This is a genomic window from Pantoea sp. GM_Pan_4, assembly GCF_026541005.1.
Classification (GTDB): domain Bacteria; phylum Pseudomonadota; class Gammaproteobacteria; order Enterobacterales; family Enterobacteriaceae; genus Pantoea; species Pantoea dispersa.
The window spans coordinates 571,004-590,859 of record NZ_JALNUZ010000001.1; the positions used below are offsets into that span (position 1 = coordinate 571,004).

The 19,856-nt window shown below is 44.7% G+C and carries 20 protein-coding genes and 3 pseudogenes; 7 read left to right on the forward strand and 16 right to left on the reverse strand.

Annotation, left to right across the window (positions count from 1 at the left end):
- Nucleotides 1-96: 96 nt before the first annotated feature.
- Both OXR61_RS02735 and blaOXA read left to right on the forward strand, forming a co-directional pair.
- Nucleotides 97-387, forward strand: coding sequence for a hypothetical protein (locus OXR61_RS02735; RefSeq protein WP_031279201.1), 291 nt, complete (start codon nucleotides 97-99; stop codon nucleotides 385-387).
- Nucleotides 388-1,108: 721 nt separating this feature from the next.
- On the forward strand, nucleotides 1,109-1,912 hold the full coding sequence (blaOXA, locus tag OXR61_RS02740) for a class D beta-lactamase (protein WP_021506292.1): 804 nt from the start codon (nucleotides 1,109-1,111) through the stop codon (nucleotides 1,910-1,912).
- 130 nt (nucleotides 1,913-2,042) lie between these two features.
- On the opposite strand, the pseudogene OXR61_RS02745 reads toward blaOXA, so the two are convergent.
- Nucleotides 2,043-2,141, reverse strand: a pseudogene (locus tag OXR61_RS02745) (LysR family transcriptional regulator); the annotation flags it as partial.
- Between OXR61_RS02745 and OXR61_RS02750 the strand changes: the two are divergent.
- Both OXR61_RS02750 and OXR61_RS02755 read left to right on the forward strand, forming a co-directional pair.
- A pseudogene (locus OXR61_RS02750) lies at nucleotides 2,124-2,222 on the forward strand (glutathione transferase GstA); the annotation flags it as partial. The pseudogenes OXR61_RS02745 and OXR61_RS02750 sit on opposite strands and share 18 nt — an antisense overlap.
- 176 nt (nucleotides 2,223-2,398) lie before the next feature.
- Nucleotides 2,399-2,905: a glutathione peroxidase gene (locus OXR61_RS02755; RefSeq protein ID WP_021506293.1), complete on the forward strand. Its 507-nt coding sequence runs from the start codon at nucleotides 2,399-2,401 to the stop codon at nucleotides 2,903-2,905.
- 57 nt (nucleotides 2,906-2,962) lie between these two features.
- On the opposite strand, the gene OXR61_RS02760 is transcribed toward OXR61_RS02755, so the two are convergent.
- On the reverse strand, nucleotides 2,963-3,493 hold the full coding sequence (locus tag OXR61_RS02760) for a GNAT family N-acetyltransferase (RefSeq protein ID WP_021506294.1): 531 nt from the start codon (nucleotides 3,491-3,493) through the stop codon (nucleotides 2,963-2,965).
- A gap of 192 nt (nucleotides 3,494-3,685) precedes the next feature.
- On the reverse strand, nucleotides 3,686-4,012 hold the full coding sequence (locus OXR61_RS02765) for a winged helix-turn-helix transcriptional regulator (RefSeq protein ID WP_031279203.1): 327 nt from the start codon (nucleotides 4,010-4,012) through the stop codon (nucleotides 3,686-3,688).
- A gap of 205 nt (nucleotides 4,013-4,217) precedes the next feature.
- Between OXR61_RS02765 and OXR61_RS02770 the strand changes: the two genes are divergently transcribed.
- Nucleotides 4,218-4,997, forward strand: a complete 780-nt coding sequence (locus tag OXR61_RS02770) for an SDR family oxidoreductase (RefSeq protein WP_021506295.1) — start codon at nucleotides 4,218-4,220, stop codon at nucleotides 4,995-4,997.
- 265 nt (nucleotides 4,998-5,262) lie between these two features.
- On the opposite strand, the gene OXR61_RS02775 is transcribed toward OXR61_RS02770, so the two are convergent.
- Entirely contained in the window at nucleotides 5,263-5,865 is a 603-nt protein-coding gene (locus OXR61_RS02775) for a helix-turn-helix transcriptional regulator (protein ID WP_021506296.1), read from the reverse strand.
- A 43-nt stretch (nucleotides 5,866-5,908) separates the two neighbouring features.
- Here OXR61_RS02775 and OXR61_RS02780 point away from each other — a divergent pair, with 43 nt between their 5' ends.
- Nucleotides 5,909-6,595 carry a B3/4 domain-containing protein gene (locus tag OXR61_RS02780; RefSeq protein WP_031279204.1) on the forward strand — a complete coding sequence of 229 codons (687 nt, stop codon included), beginning with the start codon at nucleotides 5,909-5,911 and terminating at the stop codon, nucleotides 6,593-6,595.
- 29 nt (nucleotides 6,596-6,624) lie between these two features.
- Nucleotides 6,625-7,518: a dihydrodipicolinate synthase family protein gene (locus OXR61_RS02785; RefSeq protein ID WP_021506298.1), complete on the forward strand. Its 894-nt coding sequence runs from the start codon at nucleotides 6,625-6,627 to the stop codon at nucleotides 7,516-7,518.
- 197 nt (nucleotides 7,519-7,715) lie between these two features.
- Here the strand turns inward: OXR61_RS02785 and OXR61_RS02790 are convergent.
- The 12 genes and pseudogenes from OXR61_RS02790 to OXR61_RS02845 form a co-directional block, all read right to left on the reverse strand.
- Nucleotides 7,716-7,940, reverse strand: a pseudogene (locus OXR61_RS02790) (LysR family transcriptional regulator); the annotation flags it as partial.
- Between the two features lie 569 nt (nucleotides 7,941-8,509).
- Complete coding sequence (locus tag OXR61_RS02795; RefSeq protein ID WP_072208589.1) at nucleotides 8,510-8,776, reverse strand: hypothetical protein; 267 nt, start codon at nucleotides 8,774-8,776, stop codon at nucleotides 8,510-8,512.
- A gap of 320 nt (nucleotides 8,777-9,096) precedes the next feature.
- Nucleotides 9,097-9,975 carry a beta-1,6-N-acetylglucosaminyltransferase gene (locus OXR61_RS02800; protein ID WP_021506299.1) on the reverse strand — a complete coding sequence of 293 codons (879 nt, stop codon included), beginning with the start codon at nucleotides 9,973-9,975 and terminating at the stop codon, nucleotides 9,097-9,099.
- 45 nt (nucleotides 9,976-10,020) lie between these two features.
- Complete coding sequence (locus tag OXR61_RS02805) at nucleotides 10,021-10,536, reverse strand: hypothetical protein (protein ID WP_021506300.1); 516 nt, start codon at nucleotides 10,534-10,536, stop codon at nucleotides 10,021-10,023.
- 67 nt (nucleotides 10,537-10,603) lie between these two features.
- Nucleotides 10,604-11,647 carry an acyltransferase gene (locus tag OXR61_RS02810; protein ID WP_071813576.1) on the reverse strand — a complete coding sequence of 348 codons (1,044 nt, stop codon included), beginning with the start codon at nucleotides 11,645-11,647 and terminating at the stop codon, nucleotides 10,604-10,606.
- Nucleotides 11,648-11,766: 119 nt separating this feature from the next.
- On the reverse strand, nucleotides 11,767-13,164 hold the full coding sequence (wcaJ, locus tag OXR61_RS02815) for an undecaprenyl-phosphate glucose phosphotransferase (RefSeq protein ID WP_021506302.1): 1,398 nt from the start codon (nucleotides 13,162-13,164) through the stop codon (nucleotides 11,767-11,769).
- 114 nt (nucleotides 13,165-13,278) lie between these two features.
- Complete coding sequence (locus tag OXR61_RS02820) at nucleotides 13,279-14,715, reverse strand: lipopolysaccharide biosynthesis protein (protein WP_031279211.1); 1,437 nt, start codon at nucleotides 14,713-14,715, stop codon at nucleotides 13,279-13,281.
- Between the two features lie 122 nt (nucleotides 14,716-14,837).
- Nucleotides 14,838-15,692, reverse strand: a complete 855-nt coding sequence (locus tag OXR61_RS02825) for a hypothetical protein (RefSeq protein WP_021506304.1) — start codon at nucleotides 15,690-15,692, stop codon at nucleotides 14,838-14,840.
- Between the two features lie 69 nt (nucleotides 15,693-15,761).
- Nucleotides 15,762-16,751, reverse strand: coding sequence for a cellulase family glycosylhydrolase (locus tag OXR61_RS02830; RefSeq protein WP_058776235.1), 990 nt, complete (start codon nucleotides 16,749-16,751; stop codon nucleotides 15,762-15,764).
- Between the two features lie 35 nt (nucleotides 16,752-16,786).
- Entirely contained in the window at nucleotides 16,787-17,659 is an 873-nt protein-coding gene (locus tag OXR61_RS02835) for a glycosyltransferase (RefSeq protein WP_021506306.1), read from the reverse strand.
- A 1-nt stretch (nucleotide 17,660) separates the two neighbouring features.
- Complete coding sequence (locus tag OXR61_RS02840; RefSeq protein ID WP_021506307.1) at nucleotides 17,661-18,767, reverse strand: glycosyltransferase; 1,107 nt, start codon at nucleotides 18,765-18,767, stop codon at nucleotides 17,661-17,663.
- 24 nt (nucleotides 18,768-18,791) lie between these two features.
- Complete coding sequence (locus OXR61_RS02845) at nucleotides 18,792-19,838, reverse strand: EpsG family protein (RefSeq protein WP_021506308.1); 1,047 nt, start codon at nucleotides 19,836-19,838, stop codon at nucleotides 18,792-18,794.
- Nucleotides 19,839-19,856: the final 18 nt, after the last annotated feature.

The following is a 19,856-nucleotide window of genomic DNA, read 5'->3' on the forward strand; positions in this document are numbered from 1 at the left end:
GCAATTGTGACAGGCGCGCGGCCAATTATGTTTGACCTGCTTTTCACATCAATGCACACTGGCGGGCGTGAAAAACGGCAGATGAAGAGCCAAGAGATGTTGCAGAATTATAGTCAGCGCGTCCATTTCTATTACTGCATTCTGGTTGCGTTAAAACTCTATGTGAACAGCAAGAAGTCCGGCGGCGTACGCGGGAAAAATAACTTTTTGCTGAAGTGGTTACGCAACGCGCAAAACAACACCATCTTTCATCCTGATATCACCAGTGAAATTGAATGGCTGCGCGGCAAAATTATCAGCGCCGGACCGGATGCCGATTTAGAACCGATGCTGCAATACGTTTACGAGACAGCAAAACGCGCCGAAACGCTGCGTCTCGGGCCGTAATCGCACGGGCTGCGCATTGCATTACCCCTGTCTGCAGGCAAAAAAAAGGGGGCAACGCGCCCCCAACCACTACAAAAATTTCATCCCTGACGCCCTGGTGCGGGTTCCCTTCCGGCTGGCGCTAATTCTCTTCGCACTGGCTACGCGTTACAGGGTTAGCACCAGCACGCTGATCAATAACCAGCAGCCCGCGCAAAATGCGCCCGCCGCCACCCAGGTTAACGCCCGGGTATTTAAATGACAGACATCGCGTTGCCAACGTTTAACCGGCTGCATAACCACTCCTGAAAATACATTCTCATTATGTCTGGCAGAGGATTGCCGTGAACTGAGGATAAGCTTGTCACGTATTAATATCCCTGACCATCGGATGTGCTTACCGATTGTGTAGGCGCAGGACTACATCCCATTAATTACCGCTTATATCGCCGTCGAGACGAAAAATGCCGCAGGTGTGCAGATCGCAATAGCGTCTTTTTCGCGCCGTTTGTCATCCGGAAATACGGTTTCGCATCGTTTAGTTTTCCTAAAAAACAGGCGCAGATTAAATCGTTTTTATTTATCCCCGCTCAGGGTTATTAATAAGCACACCGGACGCGATAATTTGCAGATGATAAAGGGATGTGGCGTGACCAGTCTCTTGATGCACGGCCAGACCGCGTTCAGTGCCCTTTCTCAGGTTGTAAATTACGTTAGCATTTAACTTTGGATTCAATCATCAATGAAAACCCGTCTGGCCGTTATGACCTCTGTTGCTGCGATATTCTTTTCACAGCAGGCGTTCGCCAAAAACCTGTGTACCCTGATTGTTGACGCTGAATCAGGCAAAGTCCTGCTGGAGAGTGGCAACGACTGCAGTAGAGAAGTCACACCCGCATCCACCTTTAAAATAGCCATCAGCCTGATGGGATTTGATGCCGGCGTGCTGAAAAATGAAAAGGAACCCGCCTGGGATTACCAACAAGGATACCCGGACTGGGGCGGTAAAAACTGGATGAATAAAATCGATCCTACGGCGTGGCTAAAATATTCGGTCTTCTGGTATTCGCAGCAGGTTGTTAAAAAAATCGGGCAACATCGCTTTGAAGATTATGTAAAGGCGTTTGCTTACGGAAACGAAGATGTTTCCGCCGTTGACGTCAGCGCCCCCGGTCAGAATGGGGTGTGGGTTATGTCATCCCTGCAGATCTCACCGGTTCAGCAGATTGGCTTTTTAAGGAAAGTCGTTAACCGTGAGCTGCGCGTAAACAAGCATGCCTATGACATGACAGATAATATTACCCGCTACGACGTCAGCGTTAAGGGCTGGACGGTGCACGGCAAAACAGGAACCGGCTCACCGGGGAAAAATAATCAATACGATCCGCACCATGCCTATGGCTGGTATGTCGGCTGGGCGACCAAAGGCAGGAAAAAAATTGTTTTTGCCAAACTGATTCAGGATGAACAGGTGTTAACGCCGAATGCTGGCCTGAGAGCACGTGACGAAGTGTTGAAGCAGATGTCGGCGGTCATTGCGCCGTGATGGCATAACACACGGATGCCACGGATTTTCATTAACCTCCCGGTTTTCATGCGGCTGACAGATTGCGGCGAGGTCCTTCATTATAAAACTGACGGTTAGCCAGCCGATGAAGTGACCTCCGGACCGTGGCTTATCTTTCTTTACGCAGCGTCGTCAGCAGTGACTGCGCGGCAACAGAAGATTGACCGGATGGCGAACACACCAGACCAAACTGACGCTGAATCGCTGGCCTGCGCTACTGGCGTATATGGCACGGATCAATGCGCGCCCAGCTGTGCAGGCGGCGTTGCTGGCAGAGGCGTCTGAGTGAGACTGGCAGACAGAGTTTTGTGCCGGCGATCAGGCTCTGTCTGTAAGGTTAGATGTCAGTGTTATTGTGACAACGGCGCGCAGAAAGTTATGCTGTGCGCGCCAGGCTACGAAGCCCGCCATTGGGCCCGCGTGGCAACATCAACATCGAACCTGTGCTGTTTTGAGGACACTGACATGCCCCCTTTTTATCAGTTTTCGGCCACCAGCCTGACCGGTCAACCTATCTCTATGGCCGATTACGCTGGCAAGGTGGTTCTGGTGGTGAATACCGCCAGTCATTGCGGCTTCACGCCCCAGTACGCCGGCCTTGAAGCGCTCTATCAGAAATATGCCGCACAGGGTCTGGTGGTGCTTGGCTATCCCTGCAATCAATTCGGTAAGCAGGAACCGGGAAACGCTGATGACATCTCACAAACCTGTCATGTTAATTACGGGGTGAGCTTCCCGATGTTCGGCAAAGTCGAGGTTAACGGCAGCGCAGCGCACCCGATATTTCGCTATCTGAAAGCGGAACTACCCGGCGTGCTGGGCGGACGGATTAAGTGGAATTTCACCAAGTTTCTCATCGGACGCGACGGCCAGCCGCTGAAACGCTTTGCACCGATCACGCCCCCGGAAAAAATGGAAGCCGCGATAATCGCTGCACTTCAAGGTGGAGCGTTGCCGGATTCGCAGCATTAATTTTAGAGCACAGCGGAAATTGATGGTATCCGGCGGGAGACAGTGTGCCCCGCATATTTATTTGTTATTCCACTTGTCCTGAGTCAAGGTGAAAAGCAAGCTTGGGGGCGCACTTTTCACATCATGAATTTCTCGTAAGTACTGCAATCCTGCCCTCATTAGAACTTTTTGCGAGGCCAGATGATTTGCCCGTACTACAGCAGATATTTCAGCCAACTTTATTTCACCAAAACCATAGTCGACCGTATACTTAGCAAACTCTGTCGCCAGCCCTTTTCCCCATGCCTCTGTAGAGAAGCGATATCCAAGGTTATTGATTGATAAATCGGCATAGCTCCTGATGCTGAGTCCGCCAAAACCAATGACTCTCCCCGGATTGTCCGTCAGCGCGATAGCCCAATTACCGAAACCGTAAGTTTCCCAGTGCTGAAGCCAGCGAGCCAACACCTGACGTGCATAATCAATATCGGGATACGGACCTGCGGGATTGAAGGTATTTGTAGCAGGGTCGCCATAAATTCTGAAAAGATCATCAGCGTCAGATTCAATTACCGTTCGTAGATGAAGTCGTGTCGTATCTGCCTGCAAAGAAACCTCCTGAACTTACCGTTTATAAACCACGTTTTCTTACTATTTTATCGCGGGGCAATCCCGGGTTCATAACAGGGACGTTAAATTTAATTTTATGAAATTCTCAGTCACTACGAATAAAAGCACGCTTTATACCTTAAACACCAGCCTGAACAGGTTAAATTTGATCAGAATCAGCGTCCTGGCCGGTTAAGTCGGGCGTTTTTCCGCCCATTTCAGCATGGCATCAAGAGCAGGACAAAGTGCCTGTCCCCATTCAGTGAGTCGATATTCCACTTTCGGTGGCACCTGAGGATACACCATCCGCGACACTATACCGTCGGCTTCCAGCTGTCTCAGTTGTTGCGCCAGCATCTTCTGCGAAATACCGGGAATTAATTTTTCAAAATCTGAATAGCGCTGTACTTTGCCGTCGAACAGATGAAAAAGGATGATTAATTTCCAGCGCCCTTCCAGCAGTTGAATAACATGCTCCACTCCGCTTGCGGCTGATTCCGGACTGTATAACTTACTCATCATTCAGTAACTCACTTTTTTGTGCGTACTTGTCAATTTAACAGTCTATGTGGAATATGACCGTACTGTAAACAAAGGGAGTACAGGTCTATGCCATCCACATTACCGCTCGCTATTTATGACGACTTCGCGCTCAGCAAGGGTGGCGATATTGCCAGCATTACTGATTATTGTACTGCCACTTCAACAGACCGGAGATTCTCCAATGCCATGTGATCTCAATTTCCACGGTAAACGCATATTGGTCACTGCGGGTACCAAAGGTGTGGGTAAAGCGGTAGTTGGGCTATTCAAACAGCTGGGTGCAACAGTATTAACAACCGCACGCCACGCATCCGCAGAATGTAGGGCAGACGCGTTCGTAACGGCAGACCTGACCACGGTTGAAGGGTGTAACTCAGTCGCGGAAGCCGTTCAGACACATCTGGGAGGCGTCGACATCATTGTTCATGTGGCCGGCGGTTCTACCGCACCCGGTGGTGGCTTTGCAGCATTGGGTGAAGAGGAGTGGCAACAGGAGCTCAATCTTAATCTGTTGCCCGCGGTACGTTTAGATCGTGCGCTGTTGCCTGCCATGCTGCAGCAGGGGGGCGGAGTGATCATCCATGTCACTTCTATCCAGCGAGAACTGCCCTTACCAGAATCAACCACGGGTTATGCAGCAGCGAAAGCGGCGCTGTCAGCCTACAGTAAAAGCCTGTCGAAAGAGGTTGCGTCACAGGGGGTTCGGGTGGTTCGCGTGGCACCCGGCTGGATCGAGACCGAAGCTTCAGTGGCCATGGCGGAACGGCTGGCGCAGCAGGCAGGAACAGATTACGAAGGCGGTAAGCAGATCATCATGAAGGCACTTGGCGGTATTCCGCTGGGACGCCCTTCTCAACCCATTGAGGTAGCTAATCTCATTGTCTTCCTCGCATCATCTTATGCTGCCGCGATCACCGGTACTGAATTTGTCATTGATGGCGGTACTATTCCAACGGTGTAGTCAGATATCCTCATCGATCCATTCGGGTAGCGATCCGGATATTTTATATACCTTAATAAGGCGCCAGCGGCTATTAGATCAAGCCATGTGCGATATCGACCTGGCCGCTGTGTGATATTCCCCGACTCTTTGTCGCTAATATCCGCTCCTCGCTCATGGCGAATACGCAGTCCGCCTGGTGGCAGAAACGGACATGAATAGCGAAAACCAAGGATGATTATTTGCACACAAATCAGGGTTTCTTTGGCCGTCCATTGAAAAACGTTTATGACGCTTTTTCATTCACCGTCATGATAAAGTTCAGCGTGTTTTCTCCCTGGTTTGCGTAGAAGTGTGGAACATCAGTTTTGGCTGTAACGGAGAATCCCGCCGTTACCTGAAATACGCTCTCTTTCACGCCAAGCGTGAGGGTTCCGGATTTTACGTGCAGTAGCTCCAGCGTGCCTGAGGTATGCCCGGGTGATTCAAACTTTTCGCCTGGCCGCATTTCCCACAGCCACAGCTCAAGCATATCGGGTCCACCCGAGCCGGCCAGCAGCCTGGCGCTTCCCCCTTTGTCTCCTTTCCAGAGTTCGGGGATGTCCGTATCAGCGATGATGTGCACATCAGGCCTGGCGCTGACATCAACAAAATCCGCCACGGACACGCCCATGGCAGCAGCAAGCCGGCATAGCAGCGCAATGCTGGGGTTAGCCTTACACCCTTCAATTTCTACCAGCATCCCCTTACTGACACTGGCTTTGCGGGATAACTCATCGAGAGAAATTTTTCTTTGTTTACGAAACTGCTTAATCCGCAGGGATACGGCTTCATTAACCGTGTTGACATCTGCGCCGGCAAAGGTCACTAAATTGACTTTTTTGGTCATTGGTCGATATCATGAAATAAAATGGTCATTACAGGATTATCGCGTGTTAATCGTATCTGCGTCAATTTCCCCTGAAGTCTATCAAATCGCCCCCGGTTTTCGGGCGCTCAGCATCAGTGTACAGGCAGCGCCTGTGGTGAATCCGCACGTCGGGGTAACGGCACTCAAGGCGGCCTGTGAGGCGGTGCTGTCAGATTCCCCCGCCTGGGCTGAATCCCATCTGGCCGCATGGGCAGATGTGTTTCAGAAGTTTGGTGCCAAACCCAAACGCACGCCCTGTTCTGCTGATGCGCTACGCAAACGCGTGCTTCGCGATGGCACCCTGCCCGCGCTCGATCCGGTCGTTGATCTTTATAACGCTGTCAGTCTGCGTTATGCCGTGCCCGTAGGGGGAGAAAATATTGCCGCGTACCAGGGTGCACCTCGCCTGACGGTGGCAACAGGCACGGAACCCTTTGATACCATGAAAGAAGGAGTTCTGGCGGTGGAGTATCCTGCGCCTGGCGAAGTCGTCTGGTGTGATGATGCCGGCGTAACCTGCCGTCGCTGGAACTGGCGGCAGGGAATCAGGACTCGCTTAAGCGTTGAAGCGCAACACATGTGGTTTATTCTGGAAAGTCTGCCGCAGATGCCGCCCGATCAGCTGCATGAAGCTGGAAAGATGCTGACCGACGGCCTTGAAGAAATGATGCCCGGACGGCAGTGTAACGTCACCCTCATCGGCGAGTAACGCCTTTAAATCAGTTCTGGAGACTCTGCATGTTCACCGGCTTGTCTGCTTTCCCGTTAACGCCTGTCACCGCGCGTGGTGTCGATGAACAGGGATTCACGAAGATCCTGGCTCGCCTGACGGCAGCCCGTGTCGATTCTTTGGGTGTTCTGGGTTCAACCGGCAGCTATGCTTACCTGAGCAGGGAACAGCGCAAACGCAGCGCAACGCTGGCGTGTCAGGTTGCCGGGGAGATTCCCGTGATGGTTTGCGTGGGTGCTATCAGTACCGATGCCGTACTGCATCTGGCTGAAGATGCGCAGTCCGCAGGCGTTGATGCGCTGCTGCTGCCGGCGATGAGTTACCAGCCGCTGCGTGATGAAGAGGTGTATGCCCTCTTTGAGACGGTTACCCGCCATGCTTCAGTACCGGTTTGTGTTTATGACAACCCCCGCACCACGCATTTCCGCTTTACCGACGAACTGCTCGGGCAGCTGTCGTCACTGAAAGGGATTCGCTCAATTAAAATTCCGGGAGTACCGGATACCCCCATCGCTGCAGCTGAACGCGTTGCTGCATTACGACAACATCTTCGTCCTGGCGTGGCCCTGGGTATTAGTGGTGACGCCAGTGCCGGGCTGGGGCTGAATGCCGGTTGCGAAGTCTGGTATTCCGTTTGCGGCGGTATCTTCCCGGAAACCGCTAAACAAATTACGCAGGCCGCAGCCATTAACGACGCTGAACGCGTTACGGCCTTAACAAACCGCCTGCAACCTTTATGGGATTTGTTCCGTAAGCATGGCGGAAGTATCCGCGTGATCGCAGCGGCAGCAGGCATACTGCGGCTGACCGAAGCAGACTGTCTGCCTCGCCCCCTGTTACCCTTATCGGCCGCAGAGGTGGCAGAAGTAGCAGCAGTGATGGCCGCTCTGGACCTTAAGTAACGCGCCGGCGGAATCGGTCCTGCGCCAAACCTTGAGATATCTGGCAGGGTCATACCTTGATGATGGTCTTTGATCATTACCGCCGCTGGCCGGGTGGGTTTACTCACCCGTGCAACGCGTGAGGTTGTTATGACTGCTTCCCGCTCAAAGCGGAACCTTATCCTGCCAGCATATCTGCTTTGTGCCAGGCGCAGACGTTATTCGTATCCCATCATTTCAGACAGAGAAGTTTTTAGATAACGCTCCAGCAGATCTGCACAAATTCGCGTTTCATATGACATCATGCCAGCCGGTGGATGGAGCAACCAGGCATTAAAAGGCGGGATCGGATAATGACTTAAAATAAGGATAAACGAACCATGTGCAATTTCATTTCTGCAAACCGGAAATTGCAAAACACCAATGGCATATCCTGCTAATAAACAGGAGAATTCGTACGCGGTAATTTAGCCCAGTGCAGAATGGGGACACTCTGATTATAGTGTATGCGCCAGGCCTCGATTTTTCACCGGGAATCCTCCATGGACATAAACCCATTTTCGTTCAGACACTACTGACGCAGCCTGCCGTTGAATGATTCCACCGTGGCATTATCTGTGGGCGTACCCGGTCATGGGAAGTCAATCCGGATATCACGTTCGCACACCTATTTATCCAGCATTTCCCCTGCAAATTCAGAGCCATTTATGATGACTCAAGGAAAGGTGCCCATGAGCGGTAAGCTGTAGCAAAAGGCGTACGGACGCAGAAAAGGGGAAAACACAGCGAGCAAACGTGCAAAAGGCAGTAGCAGATTCAGGGCAATCTATCCGATTGTTGCTGCGATAATGATCTACCAACCTGCAATAAAAAATAGCTCACCCCGCCTTCATCTTAATATTAAAACTGAGAAGTTAGTAGCTAAAGACGAATTAAGGGTGAGTGTATTAACTGAATGTGAATTTATAAAAACAGCTTTATATTAAATTTTTAGCGTTTCAACCATTGCAACCTACGATTGGCACAATTTAACAATCCCTTCCTCTGTGATCCGTACTCTATAGAAACGCGACACATCTGATGCAACATCAGCAAATTCTATAAAACCCCTTCGCATCAGTGGAGCAAGACTTCGGCAGTTTTTCCCTGGTTTATTCCTGGTTGCTAAATCAAGATTAAGCTCCAGGCCGATTGATTTATCCCCGCGCAATTTATACAGTTTGCCTTTATTAATTTTCAATAATGTAGCCATCATATCTTTTGATATAGCCTTTTTCATGTTAACGACCTATTTAACAAAATTGTGAAAGCAACAACCAAACCATTCAAAGTTGAAGAGTGGTCTGATTACCCTTACGCTAACTCATTAACAATAAGAATTTTAACATTATCTTATAATATTGTTAACCCCGAATAATCAGAGTTGACAAATTAACTGGAATTATAATAACAACAAAGAGATTCATTGATTGAATAAACCTTCAAACAATTGGCTTGTGCCTCTAAACAACCTCAAAGAGACAAGATGTGCCATGAAAGATTGCTGAAAACAGGAAAACTCATAGCATCGATACTGATATTGCTTTTCATTAAGTTGGACTAATCACCGAGAACATCATTGAAAAAGGTTTGATCAATGTCTGGAGCATGCTTTCGTGAAAAAATGCAATCAGAGCCTCTGATTTTCTCCAAATCGCCCTCATCAAGAACCCTGGGATAATCAGGGCCACTTGTCCAGTCAATATAGCGTAAAGCATCGTTCAGCATAACACTATCATGATAAAGGTCATTTATATTCAGGTGTTTAATAACGGTATGGAAGAAGACCTCATCACCACAAAAGGAATAGCGATACAAATCACAATACCAGGGGTTAGCCTCAATAAAGTCCATGACGGCCTTAACTGTTAAGTAATTTAATGAGAACCAATTTGTGCCTTTATAGAAACCATTGATTTTATTCGAATGTCGTTTAAAACTATCTGAGATGTATAAAAATCTGAAAAATTTAAACGCCAGGATTTTCAATTTATCGAAAGGCGTTTTGTTTCTGATGTAGAAAAATTGAGGGTAGCGATACCTGACCCGTGCCGTTGGGTTAACATAGCCATTGCGCTCGTCTTGAAAATGAACCAAATTTTTATTATCAATACTAAATAATAGCTCATTCATCGACTGATTATTTTTACATGGAAGATCATCACCTGAAATCAGAAAAAGATACTCAAAATTGAATTGTAGAGCTTCCGATAAAGTATTCAGGGTTGATGCTATCTGACTGTAATCTCCCCAGGTTACCTGTACGCGATTCTGAACAAAATGAACATTACTGGCAGAAAATAGCTGGAAATTCTCAACAGGCGACTTTGCATCAACATGAATGAGAATGGTATTTTCTGCAAAAGAAGATAAATAGTTCACGGTGTAAATAAGAGGATTCGTCACTTTATGGCAAAGAATACAAAACATTTTTTTCATTCTACGACTACCCTGCCTTTCCAGGTTGATGAAAACTGAAAACCATCATGCCGCTATTGCGTCACACTGTATGAAATCGTTCAATGTCAGATAAAAGAGATTCCGCCTTTTCTCGAAGAATAAGCATGTCAGTTGAGATTTATACTCCTTTAGTTTTTTCATTGTAAGAAAAAGAGCATGACAGATCCGGTCATCATCCCAGCCGCGTAAAATCAACAAGAAAACCCGCATTCTGACGCTATCTTCTCTTTCTTTTAAGGGCTTTATTTTTTTGAACAGCTTCGCACCTTTAAAGAAATCAAAAATATCGTTGGTTCGCAGATCGAGGGCGTAAAATGAAACATTACAAACAGACTGCAGAATAAAAACCTCTAATTCATTGCTGTAAATAACGATCAGGTTACGGTGTTTTGGCAATGATTTATTACTGCTGAGTGCCAGCAGGAAATGGTGAACATCAAACACGAGCAGGTTGGCTCTAATAAACGGTATCTCTGACGAAAGATTTTCAATTGCACTTTCAATAAATTTATTTTGAACATGAGTGATAACTTTTCTCATATCATCACCTTTGAATTATTAATATAATTCTGACTTATCATCATTTTGAGCATCTAACCTTCAAAGATTAGCTAATAACTTGTGCCGTATTCTTTTTAATTAACCTCTTCGCTCCCCATTTTTTGGTCAACCGGCCAAGAGGCATTTCAATAAAACGATAGGTAAGCAAACCGGACATGACTGAACCTGTCAGTAACGCCACAGTGAATAATCCCGGGCTTAATAACCCCACTTTCTTTAAAACTAACGCAACAGGACTCAATATAAAGGGATGGATTAAATACAACGAGTAGGAGGAATTGCCTATATGTTCAAAAGCGCGCACAAGTTGCCCTTTACCCGCTGCAAACCACGGTTCCAGACTAAGTGAACCAAGAAAGATTAAAAACATGGGCAGGCCGGAATTGATCACCTTACCAAGCGGAAGATCTGGCGTACCGTAAAGATTATTATAAGTAACACACGCCAGACCCAGCAATATCATCAGGCATGCAGAAACCTGAGGCAGTTTGACTTTTCTGATAATCACAAATCCAAGCACACCTAGCATAAACTCAAGCAACATATCACTAAATAAAAAAACAGTCAGCGGCGTTGCTGGCTGAAGTATCAGCCCTGAAAGTGACAACACCAGAATGGTTAATGAAACACCTAAATATCTGATAGGCTTTGTATCAGTCAAAAAAATGAACGCGGCAAAGATCAGGTAATAATAGAATTCGTAGCTTAAGGTCCAGCCGTTTTGAATCAAAAACTTAACGCCATCCGGAATAAGAAAAAAAGATTGGAAAATGCCTGTCTTACCACCAGATGAATTGACCAGCTGGGGATGAACCAGGTAAATCAACAACGCAGCAAGACTCAGAACCCAATATAAAGGGATAATTCTGAGAGTGCGATTAATAAGAAAATTGAGCAAGGTTATATTGTTTTTGTGTGTGGTTACGCACATAATAAAACCGGAAATAATGAAAAACAGATCTACCCCATTCCCGCCTACATGAAACCAATGCAACGAACCAGTTCCGTACTGTTGCCCTTTATGTGCAATGTGTGTTAGCACCACCATCAACGCTGCAATTCCCCTTAAAAACTGAATCGAATAAAACATGAGAACACCTATAGATAGCAAATCCGGAGACATCATCAGACGGATAGAAGCCACGCCTGATGAGGATGATATTTTTAAATGCGATTAAATGAGGATAAAAGCACAGGGATTGCGTTGTATCAATAAGCTGATTTGTTAACAAAACCTTTGAATACGGTTAAGGATATTATCTTTAAATCACCCAAAATACTCCAGCTGCGAATATATTCCAGATCCAAATCAATACGCTTTTGCATTTTGTCTAACGTATCTGTTTCACCACGCCAGCCATTAATCTGAGCCAGACCAGTAATACCAGGCTTAACCTTATGACGCAGCATATAGCCATGAATCAGCATGCGATATTGTTCATTGTGGGCGACGGCATGAGGACGTGGTCCAACGATTGACATCTCGCCACGCAATACGTTGAAGAATTGCGGTAGCTCATCCAGCGAAGTTTTACGTAAAAATTGTCCAACCCGCGTCACTCGTCTATCACCTCGCGTTGCCTGCTTCACTTCGGCATCGTTTTCCATCACGCGCATAGAGCGGAACTTCCAGACAACGATAGGTTTTCCATCGACGCCATAGCGCGTCTGTCGGAAAAGCGCCGGTCCTGGTGAGGAGAGCTTTACTGCGATCGCTACAGCAAGTAAAACCGGAGAGATTAACAATAAAATCAGTGAGGATAATACGATATCTTCAAGTCGCTTCAGGACCCGGTTGATGCCATCAAATGGTGTATCTACTAATGGCACGACGGGAACGCCATTGATGTTCTCAGGATAAGATTGCAGAATGTTGAACGCTGAAACATCGGGTACTAGCAATACTGAACAGGTAGTATCAGCAAGTTGCTTCACTAACTCACTAATTTTCCATTCGTCTTTCATAGGCATCGCAATATAAATACGGTCAATCCCTCCGTCACGTGCTTCCCTGATTAATTGCGCAAAATTACCGGCATAGGGTAAACCGTTTAGATCATTAGAAATCACATCGTCATATACGCCCTTTACGGCAAAACCCAGCCAGGGAGAACGGGCAAAGCTTTTTAATAACGAAATGCCCGCAGGCATGCTGCCCGCGATGCAGACACGGCGATTGTTATAACCATACTTACGCAATGTGCCAGAAACGTAACGGATCACTATGCGGCTGGCGGTAAATCCAATGACAGCCAACAGAAACCATTGCACCATGGCCTCAAGTGACAGAGAGAAATGCGGAAAGCAACGAAGCACCAGCCAGCTTGATGCCGCAGTCACTATCCAGTTTCTGGTGACTGACAATAGCTCAGCATAAATATGTATACCTCGCCACGAGCGATAGAAATTCGTAAAGCCTGCAATCGTCACAAAAGCAATAAAGGCCGTCATCAGTAACAATAAATATTGATCATCAAAAGCAGTGTGATGCAGAACAGAAACCAGATATAGCCCGATAAAAATAACAACCATATCAGAGAGGCGCTGGACAATAGAAATCACTGAGATATTAGAGTGAATGTGGACGCGATGCTGCAATTTATTCATAATCGTCAACCTGCCTGGTTTAGCCGTCAAATGAACTGTTGAATGAAGTTATACTCACAGGTATTTATTCTACGAGGATGATGTTAATAATTTATATTTATAAGAGAAGAGATATCAGCGCTGCAGTTTTAAGCACTGGAAAATAAATAATCGGGTACTTCTGGAGATCAAAAATAATGAACCCATATAAGTGATAACACAGCAGCTACAGATCAGTGCCAACACAAAAAAGTTTTTTATCTCAGATAAAGGGTATTCATATTCAATCGAAAAAATAGTCATCATCATTACGCCAACGGCAATGAATATTTGATAGACTTTGAGGAATACATTGATTAAATTTCCCGATATTGTTTTCATCAGAAAATGCATTAATGGAAAAAACATAAATATGTTGGCGAACATGTAAAATTCTGCAAACGTGGTTATGTCAAATCTTACGCCACACAGGAAGGTTGAAACCATAACAACCGCGTTTAAGACCCCAAGCCTTAACATGATGTTAGTTCGGTTTTTCACCATAAAAACAGCACCAGTAGTACTGAGTACTGACTGAATGATAGCAGTGGGTGCCAGCCATTTCAGTATCTCTGCAGTTTTGAGCCACTGCTCACCAAAGAATATTTTTATTATAGGAAAACTGTAATACCCAATTAACGTCATGAGCGGCGCCGTCAGAGCCAAAACAACAAAGATGGTATTGAGATAGGTTGCCTGGATACGCTTATTATCATCCTGAAAACGACTCAAAACCGGATAAAGCGATCGCGTTGCCACATATGTCATACTTTGCAAAGGAAACAGCATAATGCGGTACGCCAGGTTATATTGCCCCAGTATCGTTGCTGACATATATCGACCGATAATGAAACTATCGGTGTTTCTGGAAAAATAGTTGATGAAGTTGTACAAAGAGAGTTGCGTACTAAATGTAAAGATCTCTTTGATATCGCAGATCCGAATAAAATAACTGAGTGACGGCCGCCATTTGGATAACTGCCAAAATTGTAGTGCTGAGACCAAATTCTGAATTAATGCCTGTGCCACCAGACTGTAAACACCAAAGCCACAATTAGCCAATATGATCGCAATAATAACTGAACAAACAGATGATGTAACTTCTACTCGTGAAATTGACTTGAACTGGTTGTCTCTTTCTAATAATGCCAGGTGAGTTGCGGCGCAACTGGAAAGCGGAAAGGTTAATCCCAGCAGTATGAGAACCTGTACCAGTTCCGGTTGTTGATAGAGTAATGATAGTGGATGCGCAAGGCAGCCAACTAAAGCACACAAGAACGCCCCCAGCAGAACATTAAGCCAAAAGATTGAGTTGATTAACGGGTTACTCAGCTCTTTTTTCTGAATGAGTGCCGCAGAAGTCCCGAGATCCCTTAATAAAACACCCAGATTGATGACGACCACTGCCATCGCCATGATGCCGTACTGCGCAGGGGGAATGATTTTAGCCAAATAGATCAGATTGACAACTTGCACCAGCATTTTTAAAAATTGCGATACTGCATTCCATTTGGCGTTTGACAACACACTCATCGATGCACCAACCTTTCAATTGAAATAACCACATCCGGTTTATTCCTGCCAGGCAAAGAAAAGTTAAACAATAAACACATGGTAATTCTTCCTGATCATCCTCAAAATATTATATCGACAAATCAACAACGTGGATGCTTTCCTTCAAAGTAAATTCTGAATATCAATTCTAAATTTGAGAATCTAAACCTGATAAGTTGCTGAAATGAAATCTTTAACAACCTTAAATAAATCACAAGCTTATTCTTTGAATAATATTTCCCTGATAGCACCCGGTCATAAAGTCTTTCCACTTCCTGAGAGAGTTCATTCTGCTTGTCTGTCACTGGCACTGAGGATTCAATGGTATTGACAACTTGCACACAAATTTTATATTTGGCCTTTTTCAAAATTTCCAGGCGGTTAAAAAAATTGTAATCAACACCATACAAAGCAAACCGATTATCGAACACCTCAATGTTGCACTCAGAAAATTTTTCGACCAAACTCCGGTAGATAACCAGTCCAGAATTCATGGACAGTAAATTATACTGCGAATCAATTTTCATCCCATCCGGGATTTTCCTTGTAACTTTATTTAAACGTGGATAAATGATCTGCTTTGAGATGCTGTCACGTATATTAGGTATTTGTAAATCGACCCCTTCGCTATAACAGTCGATTAAGTTACCAATGTAGTTGCCTTCTAAAAAAGAATCATAACTAAAAAAGATAAATCTATCGTATTGATAATACTCATTGAGCACGCCATTATAGATCCAGCTGAGTGGCCTGACATCAAAGAAATTTTTAACGTTGACTTTCTTAACCTGCAACCCCATATCCTGAATCTTGTCTTGATCAATCGTGCTTATTTCCCCACCGTTGTTCACAATTAGCAGTTCATCTAAACAACGCTCTGATGTCTTTAATGATTCAAGTGTATTTGATTCAAGGGCACTGCAGTCACTTAATACAACCACCATAATCGTACGCATAATAAATCCTGCATCATGAAAATTGACAATTCTTCTAGGAGAGCCGAATACTAAAAACGTAACCTACAATCATTTCTTTTCATAAAGCCAGGAAAGATATCCTCGCATAATGTCTTTCTCATTGCCTGACTCATCAAGCATACCAAAATTTGATTCATAGGCATTGTGTGGAATTTTTACGTCCTGTAACGAGTACCACCAAATGCCTTTTATGAAATCTTGTGATGCAGCCAGTTGATAATATCTTTTCGTATAAGATCTTTGCTGGAAAGGTAATAGCTTACCACGCAGTGAGTTTGAATATCCCATTTCGGAGATATACAAATCTACCTTTCGCCCCGCATTCATAGTCCGGAGATGCTGTTCGAAATCTTCAATTGCTTTAAAATCTGACTCTGGTGTATGCGTGGAATATGGGTGTATAGAAATACCATCCACGTCCTGTAATATCCCGTCCCTGAGCATCACATCTAACCAGTTAATATGGCGTTGTGACAGAGGGTTCATACTGCCTGCAATAATCACAGCATCGGGATTGTGCTGCCTGATGACTTTAGCTGCCATTTTGATCATGGTTGCATATTGATGAGCTGAAATATCATCATAACTTTCGGGATGATTTTTCATGTCGTCGTGCCACCACTCATTATAGATTTCGTAAACCACTTTTTTGCGTGGAAACTGGTCAACATTCCATGCGACAAATTTACTGAATGCCATAAGCTGATCGGCACGGACCGGCTTGTCATTTCCATACAAAGCATTGGTGTTGCCCAACACCAGGAGTGGGGTAATTCCTGCCTGCAAAGAATCGTTAACAAATTGTGACAGTTTCTCGTCAGGTATACGGTAAACCCCCTTCACCTGCTCTACCTGTCGCCATCTAAAACCGCTGCGGTAGGAATTAAAATGATATTTTTTTAGTATCTCAATGGTCTTATCGCCTTGTTCAATCATGCGTTCCGGCTGAAAGAACACCCCGGTATACATAGTGTCAGAGGCTCTGACGCAGCCACTAATAAACACGCCTAGCATTGCCAATAGACATAACTTTTTCATTATGTGACCCGGATAATGAGTTAAGAAAGTTGAATTTATTTGTTTGATTGATTTTTAAAAAGCAGGAAGGCATCAACAAGGTAAAAATAGGGTTTGCTATTAGCACGCAGTCTGGTTAAAAACAATGCGTTACTAACCTTAATACCGTAACTTACCAATTGAGCCTCCAATATATCCTGGTATTTTCCGGACACCCGATTACGTTCGCAAAACAAGGTAAAAGCACGGTTAATTTTATCCTTATTACTGAGTGTAATTCTGTTTAAATCGTGTGAGGTATCCTGAACATACAGAGATTGCCTTAACAGCTTTGCCTTCTTTTGATCGGTATTCATGAGCAGGCGATAGAAAAGGTCCATATCTTGCCATGCTGGCATGTCAGGGGTAAATTTCCCGGCATCCTTTATTCTTTTGGTATAAGTAAAACACTGATTACCTATAATATTCTTGAACAAGAGATCCTGTGGCGTTATTTCATCTGGCATTACCATATCGAGGTATCTCGTTTTTTTATACTGCCCACGTTTAGTCAATGTCAAAAAGTGAGTGTATAAAAAACTGTACTTATTTAATAAATGGCGATTTTCGACAAAGCAGGAAACCCTGCCCGGCAAAAAATAGTCATCATCATCAAGTCCGGTGATAAACTCACCCGTGGCGCTTTCAATAGCCAGATTTCTGCTGATACAGGCTCCGGAATTTACCTCTTTAAGGATGGATTTGACGCGCGGATCTTTTTTAACCAGCTCAGTTAAAAATGCCTGCGTGCCATCAGATGATTTATCATCAACGACTATCACTTCGATGTTTTGGTAGTTTTGACTAAGCACTGATTGCAAAGCACGTTTGAGCAATTCAATTCTGTTATAAGTGGGCACATAGATTGAAACCAGTGGCATATCATTCATTTCATTTTCCTTCAAAATTTCGCGAATATAGATCCAGTGTCATATTGTTCATCCTGTCTCTGGTGTAATTATCAACCAGCTTTTGCATTAATCTTTTCTTCGCGTTATCTAAATCATAAGTGTTGATTCCGGAAAGCAGACTCGCCAGCGAAGCACTGTTGCCGCAATTAAAGAAAAGCTTGCTCACTTTGTTCAACTCTTTAAACGCGACAATATCACTGGTTATGATGGGCAGGTTGAAGCTTATTGCCTCAAGCGGCACCATCGCGAAGCCTTCCCAGCGGGACGGAATAATCAGGCAATTAGCTTTTCTGTAATATTCACTGATCTGTTCTTTCTTGATCCATCCTGTATAGGTAATGGCAATTTTTTTGAACACATAGTGTGATTTGTCACTTGCCTGGTTTACCGAAGAACCCACCATGATAACGTTAAGTTTAAAATCCAGGTTTTTTTCGTCCAGGGTGCGCAGGGCCTCCATTAACGTATCGGTGCCCTTTTGATAATCAAAGCGTCCAACATACAACAGGGTATATTCATCCAGCTTATTATGTGTCAATGCATTCATTGTGCTGGGTAACTCTACCCCATTGCTGATCAAAAAAAGTTTATTGCTGGCGAACCCTTTTTCTAAAGCTTTTATGTATTCAAACTCACCAACACAGATGATGCCCTGCGTAAAGTGTGAAAACACCCGCTCGCAGAACGTGAACATCAGGCGTTTTAAAAAAAAGGTATCGACCAGGAATGAAAAGCCATGGGGACAATAGATAACCCGAATTTTTCTATTGCGGAAGAATATCATTATGATTAACCGACCAATAAAGCCAGCGAAAGTACTGTGCAAATGAACAACATTTGGTTCCTGACATTTAACCTGCCGATAAAAACAAGTGGCAAACGATAACAGTCCCGAAAGTCCCCTTTTACTGCGATTAAATGTGGTGATATCAGGCCGCAAACTGGCCGAAAGCTCGGACACATGTTGCTCAGGCACTACGATGCTTAACTTTGCTACCTGGTTATTCTCTTTTTGATAACTCGCCAAACTATCCAGTACCGTGGCAACGCCACCCTTGATGGTCTCAGCAGCATGAAGCACTTTCATCGCTCATTCCTTAAATTATCGCCATTAGAAAATAGTGAACGCATCATTTAATACGTAGGGGTAAATCCCACCAATGTTGCTCGAAATCAACATGATAAAATAAACCAACGCACACAGGGAAAACGCGGCAGTAATGAGTTTATTATTTATTTTATTAATAATGATTGGCAGGATAAGCATTAAATAATAAACAAAATATTGTGCTATTCGCTGCGGTCCTGCCGGGTCAGTTCCCAGCATAGTCACCGGCAACAGTGCTGCTATTCCACATAGATAGCTACATTCCATCACACGGTATTCAATATTTTCTCTTCGTAACGCTTTACCGAATATATAAATAGCTATCGCTATCAGTACATAGAGAACAACAGTCATAAGCCCATTCCTGCCGTTTGTCGCTCCCTCGGTATAGTGCTGATAACGCTCATTACCTGCTGCCATCATAGTGATGATGAGTGAGGTGCTGAACATACCGCATAAAAAAGTGCCTAAAACCTTGAACTCCAGTCTTACTTTCGCATGACAGAGAAAATAAAAAACAAGCATCAACGCAGCACTGATATGAAACTGGCACGCTATCGCAATACAAATGGAGTATTTTAATGGTTTTTTCTCCACTAAAAACTTCAGAGCCAGAAAGCAAATCCCCATTGCGATGGTTTGCCGAACCTGGTTATATAGCGCAAAGTACAGGCCAAACGTGATATAAATATAGAGTGACAATGTATAATCAGGCGAGCGTTTTTTTAAGACCCAAAGCACCGGAAATACACACACCAAAGCCATAATAAAGAAATAAAAAGAATAATCGTTATCTATACCTCTGACCCACATTGCCAAAATCTGATATCCCTTTTCCACATCCGGATTTAGCGTTAGCGGATAGTGATTAAAAGGGAAACGAAAGTCTCGCGTGTAGCTTTTAGCATCCGTGCCAATAGTATAATCCCGCAATGCAGCAATAAGTGTTAATACCAGCAATGGAAAAATAACCGAGCGACCACTTAATGCTTTATCCTGAATGTAAACAAAAGACACGCAAAAAATAGCAGCAAGTAAATATATCAACATAAAATTTCCCGGAGTTTC

Coding starts and splice junctions, on each gene's coding strand:
- OXR61_RS02735 (WP_031279201.1), top strand. CDS start 97: ATGTTGCAGAATTATAGTCAGCGCGTCCATTTCTATTACTGCATTCTG.
- OXR61_RS02840 (WP_021506307.1), bottom strand. CDS start 18,767: ATGAAAGTGCTTCATGCTGCTGAGACCATCAAGGGTGGCGTTGCCACG.
- OXR61_RS02845 (WP_021506308.1), bottom strand. CDS start 19,838: ATGTTGATATATTTACTTGCTGCTATTTTTTGCGTGTCTTTTGTTTAC.
- OXR61_RS02795 (WP_072208589.1), bottom strand. CDS start 8,776: ATGAAAAAGGCTATATCAAAAGATATGATGGCTACATTATTGAAAATT.
- OXR61_RS02785 (WP_021506298.1), top strand. CDS start 6,625: ATGTTCACCGGCTTGTCTGCTTTCCCGTTAACGCCTGTCACCGCGCGT.
- OXR61_RS02770 (WP_021506295.1), top strand. CDS start 4,218: ATGCCATGTGATCTCAATTTCCACGGTAAACGCATATTGGTCACTGCG.
- OXR61_RS02830 (WP_058776235.1), bottom strand. CDS start 16,751: ATGAAAAAGTTATGTCTATTGGCAATGCTAGGCGTGTTTATTAGTGGC.
- wcaJ (WP_021506302.1), bottom strand. CDS start 13,164: ATGAATAAATTGCAGCATCGCGTCCACATTCACTCTAATATCTCAGTG.
- blaOXA (WP_021506292.1), top strand. CDS start 1,109: ATGAAAACCCGTCTGGCCGTTATGACCTCTGTTGCTGCGATATTCTTT.
- OXR61_RS02775 (WP_021506296.1), bottom strand. CDS start 5,865: ATGACCAAAAAAGTCAATTTAGTGACCTTTGCCGGCGCAGATGTCAAC.
- OXR61_RS02820 (WP_031279211.1), bottom strand. CDS start 14,715: ATGAGTGTGTTGTCAAACGCCAAATGGAATGCAGTATCGCAATTTTTA.
- OXR61_RS02765 (WP_031279203.1), bottom strand. CDS start 4,012: ATGAGTAAGTTATACAGTCCGGAATCAGCCGCAAGCGGAGTGGAGCAT.
- OXR61_RS02825 (WP_021506304.1), bottom strand. CDS start 15,692: ATGCGTACGATTATGGTGGTTGTATTAAGTGACTGCAGTGCCCTTGAA.
- OXR61_RS02755 (WP_021506293.1), top strand. CDS start 2,399: ATGCCCCCTTTTTATCAGTTTTCGGCCACCAGCCTGACCGGTCAACCT.
- OXR61_RS02805 (WP_021506300.1), bottom strand. CDS start 10,536: ATGAGAAAAGTTATCACTCATGTTCAAAATAAATTTATTGAAAGTGCA.
- OXR61_RS02835 (WP_021506306.1), bottom strand. CDS start 17,659: ATGAATGATATGCCACTGGTTTCAATCTATGTGCCCACTTATAACAGA.
- OXR61_RS02800 (WP_021506299.1), bottom strand. CDS start 9,975: ATGAAAAAAATGTTTTGTATTCTTTGCCATAAAGTGACGAATCCTCTT.
- OXR61_RS02810 (WP_071813576.1), bottom strand. CDS start 11,647: ATGTTTTATTCGATTCAGTTTTTAAGGGGAATTGCAGCGTTGATGGTG.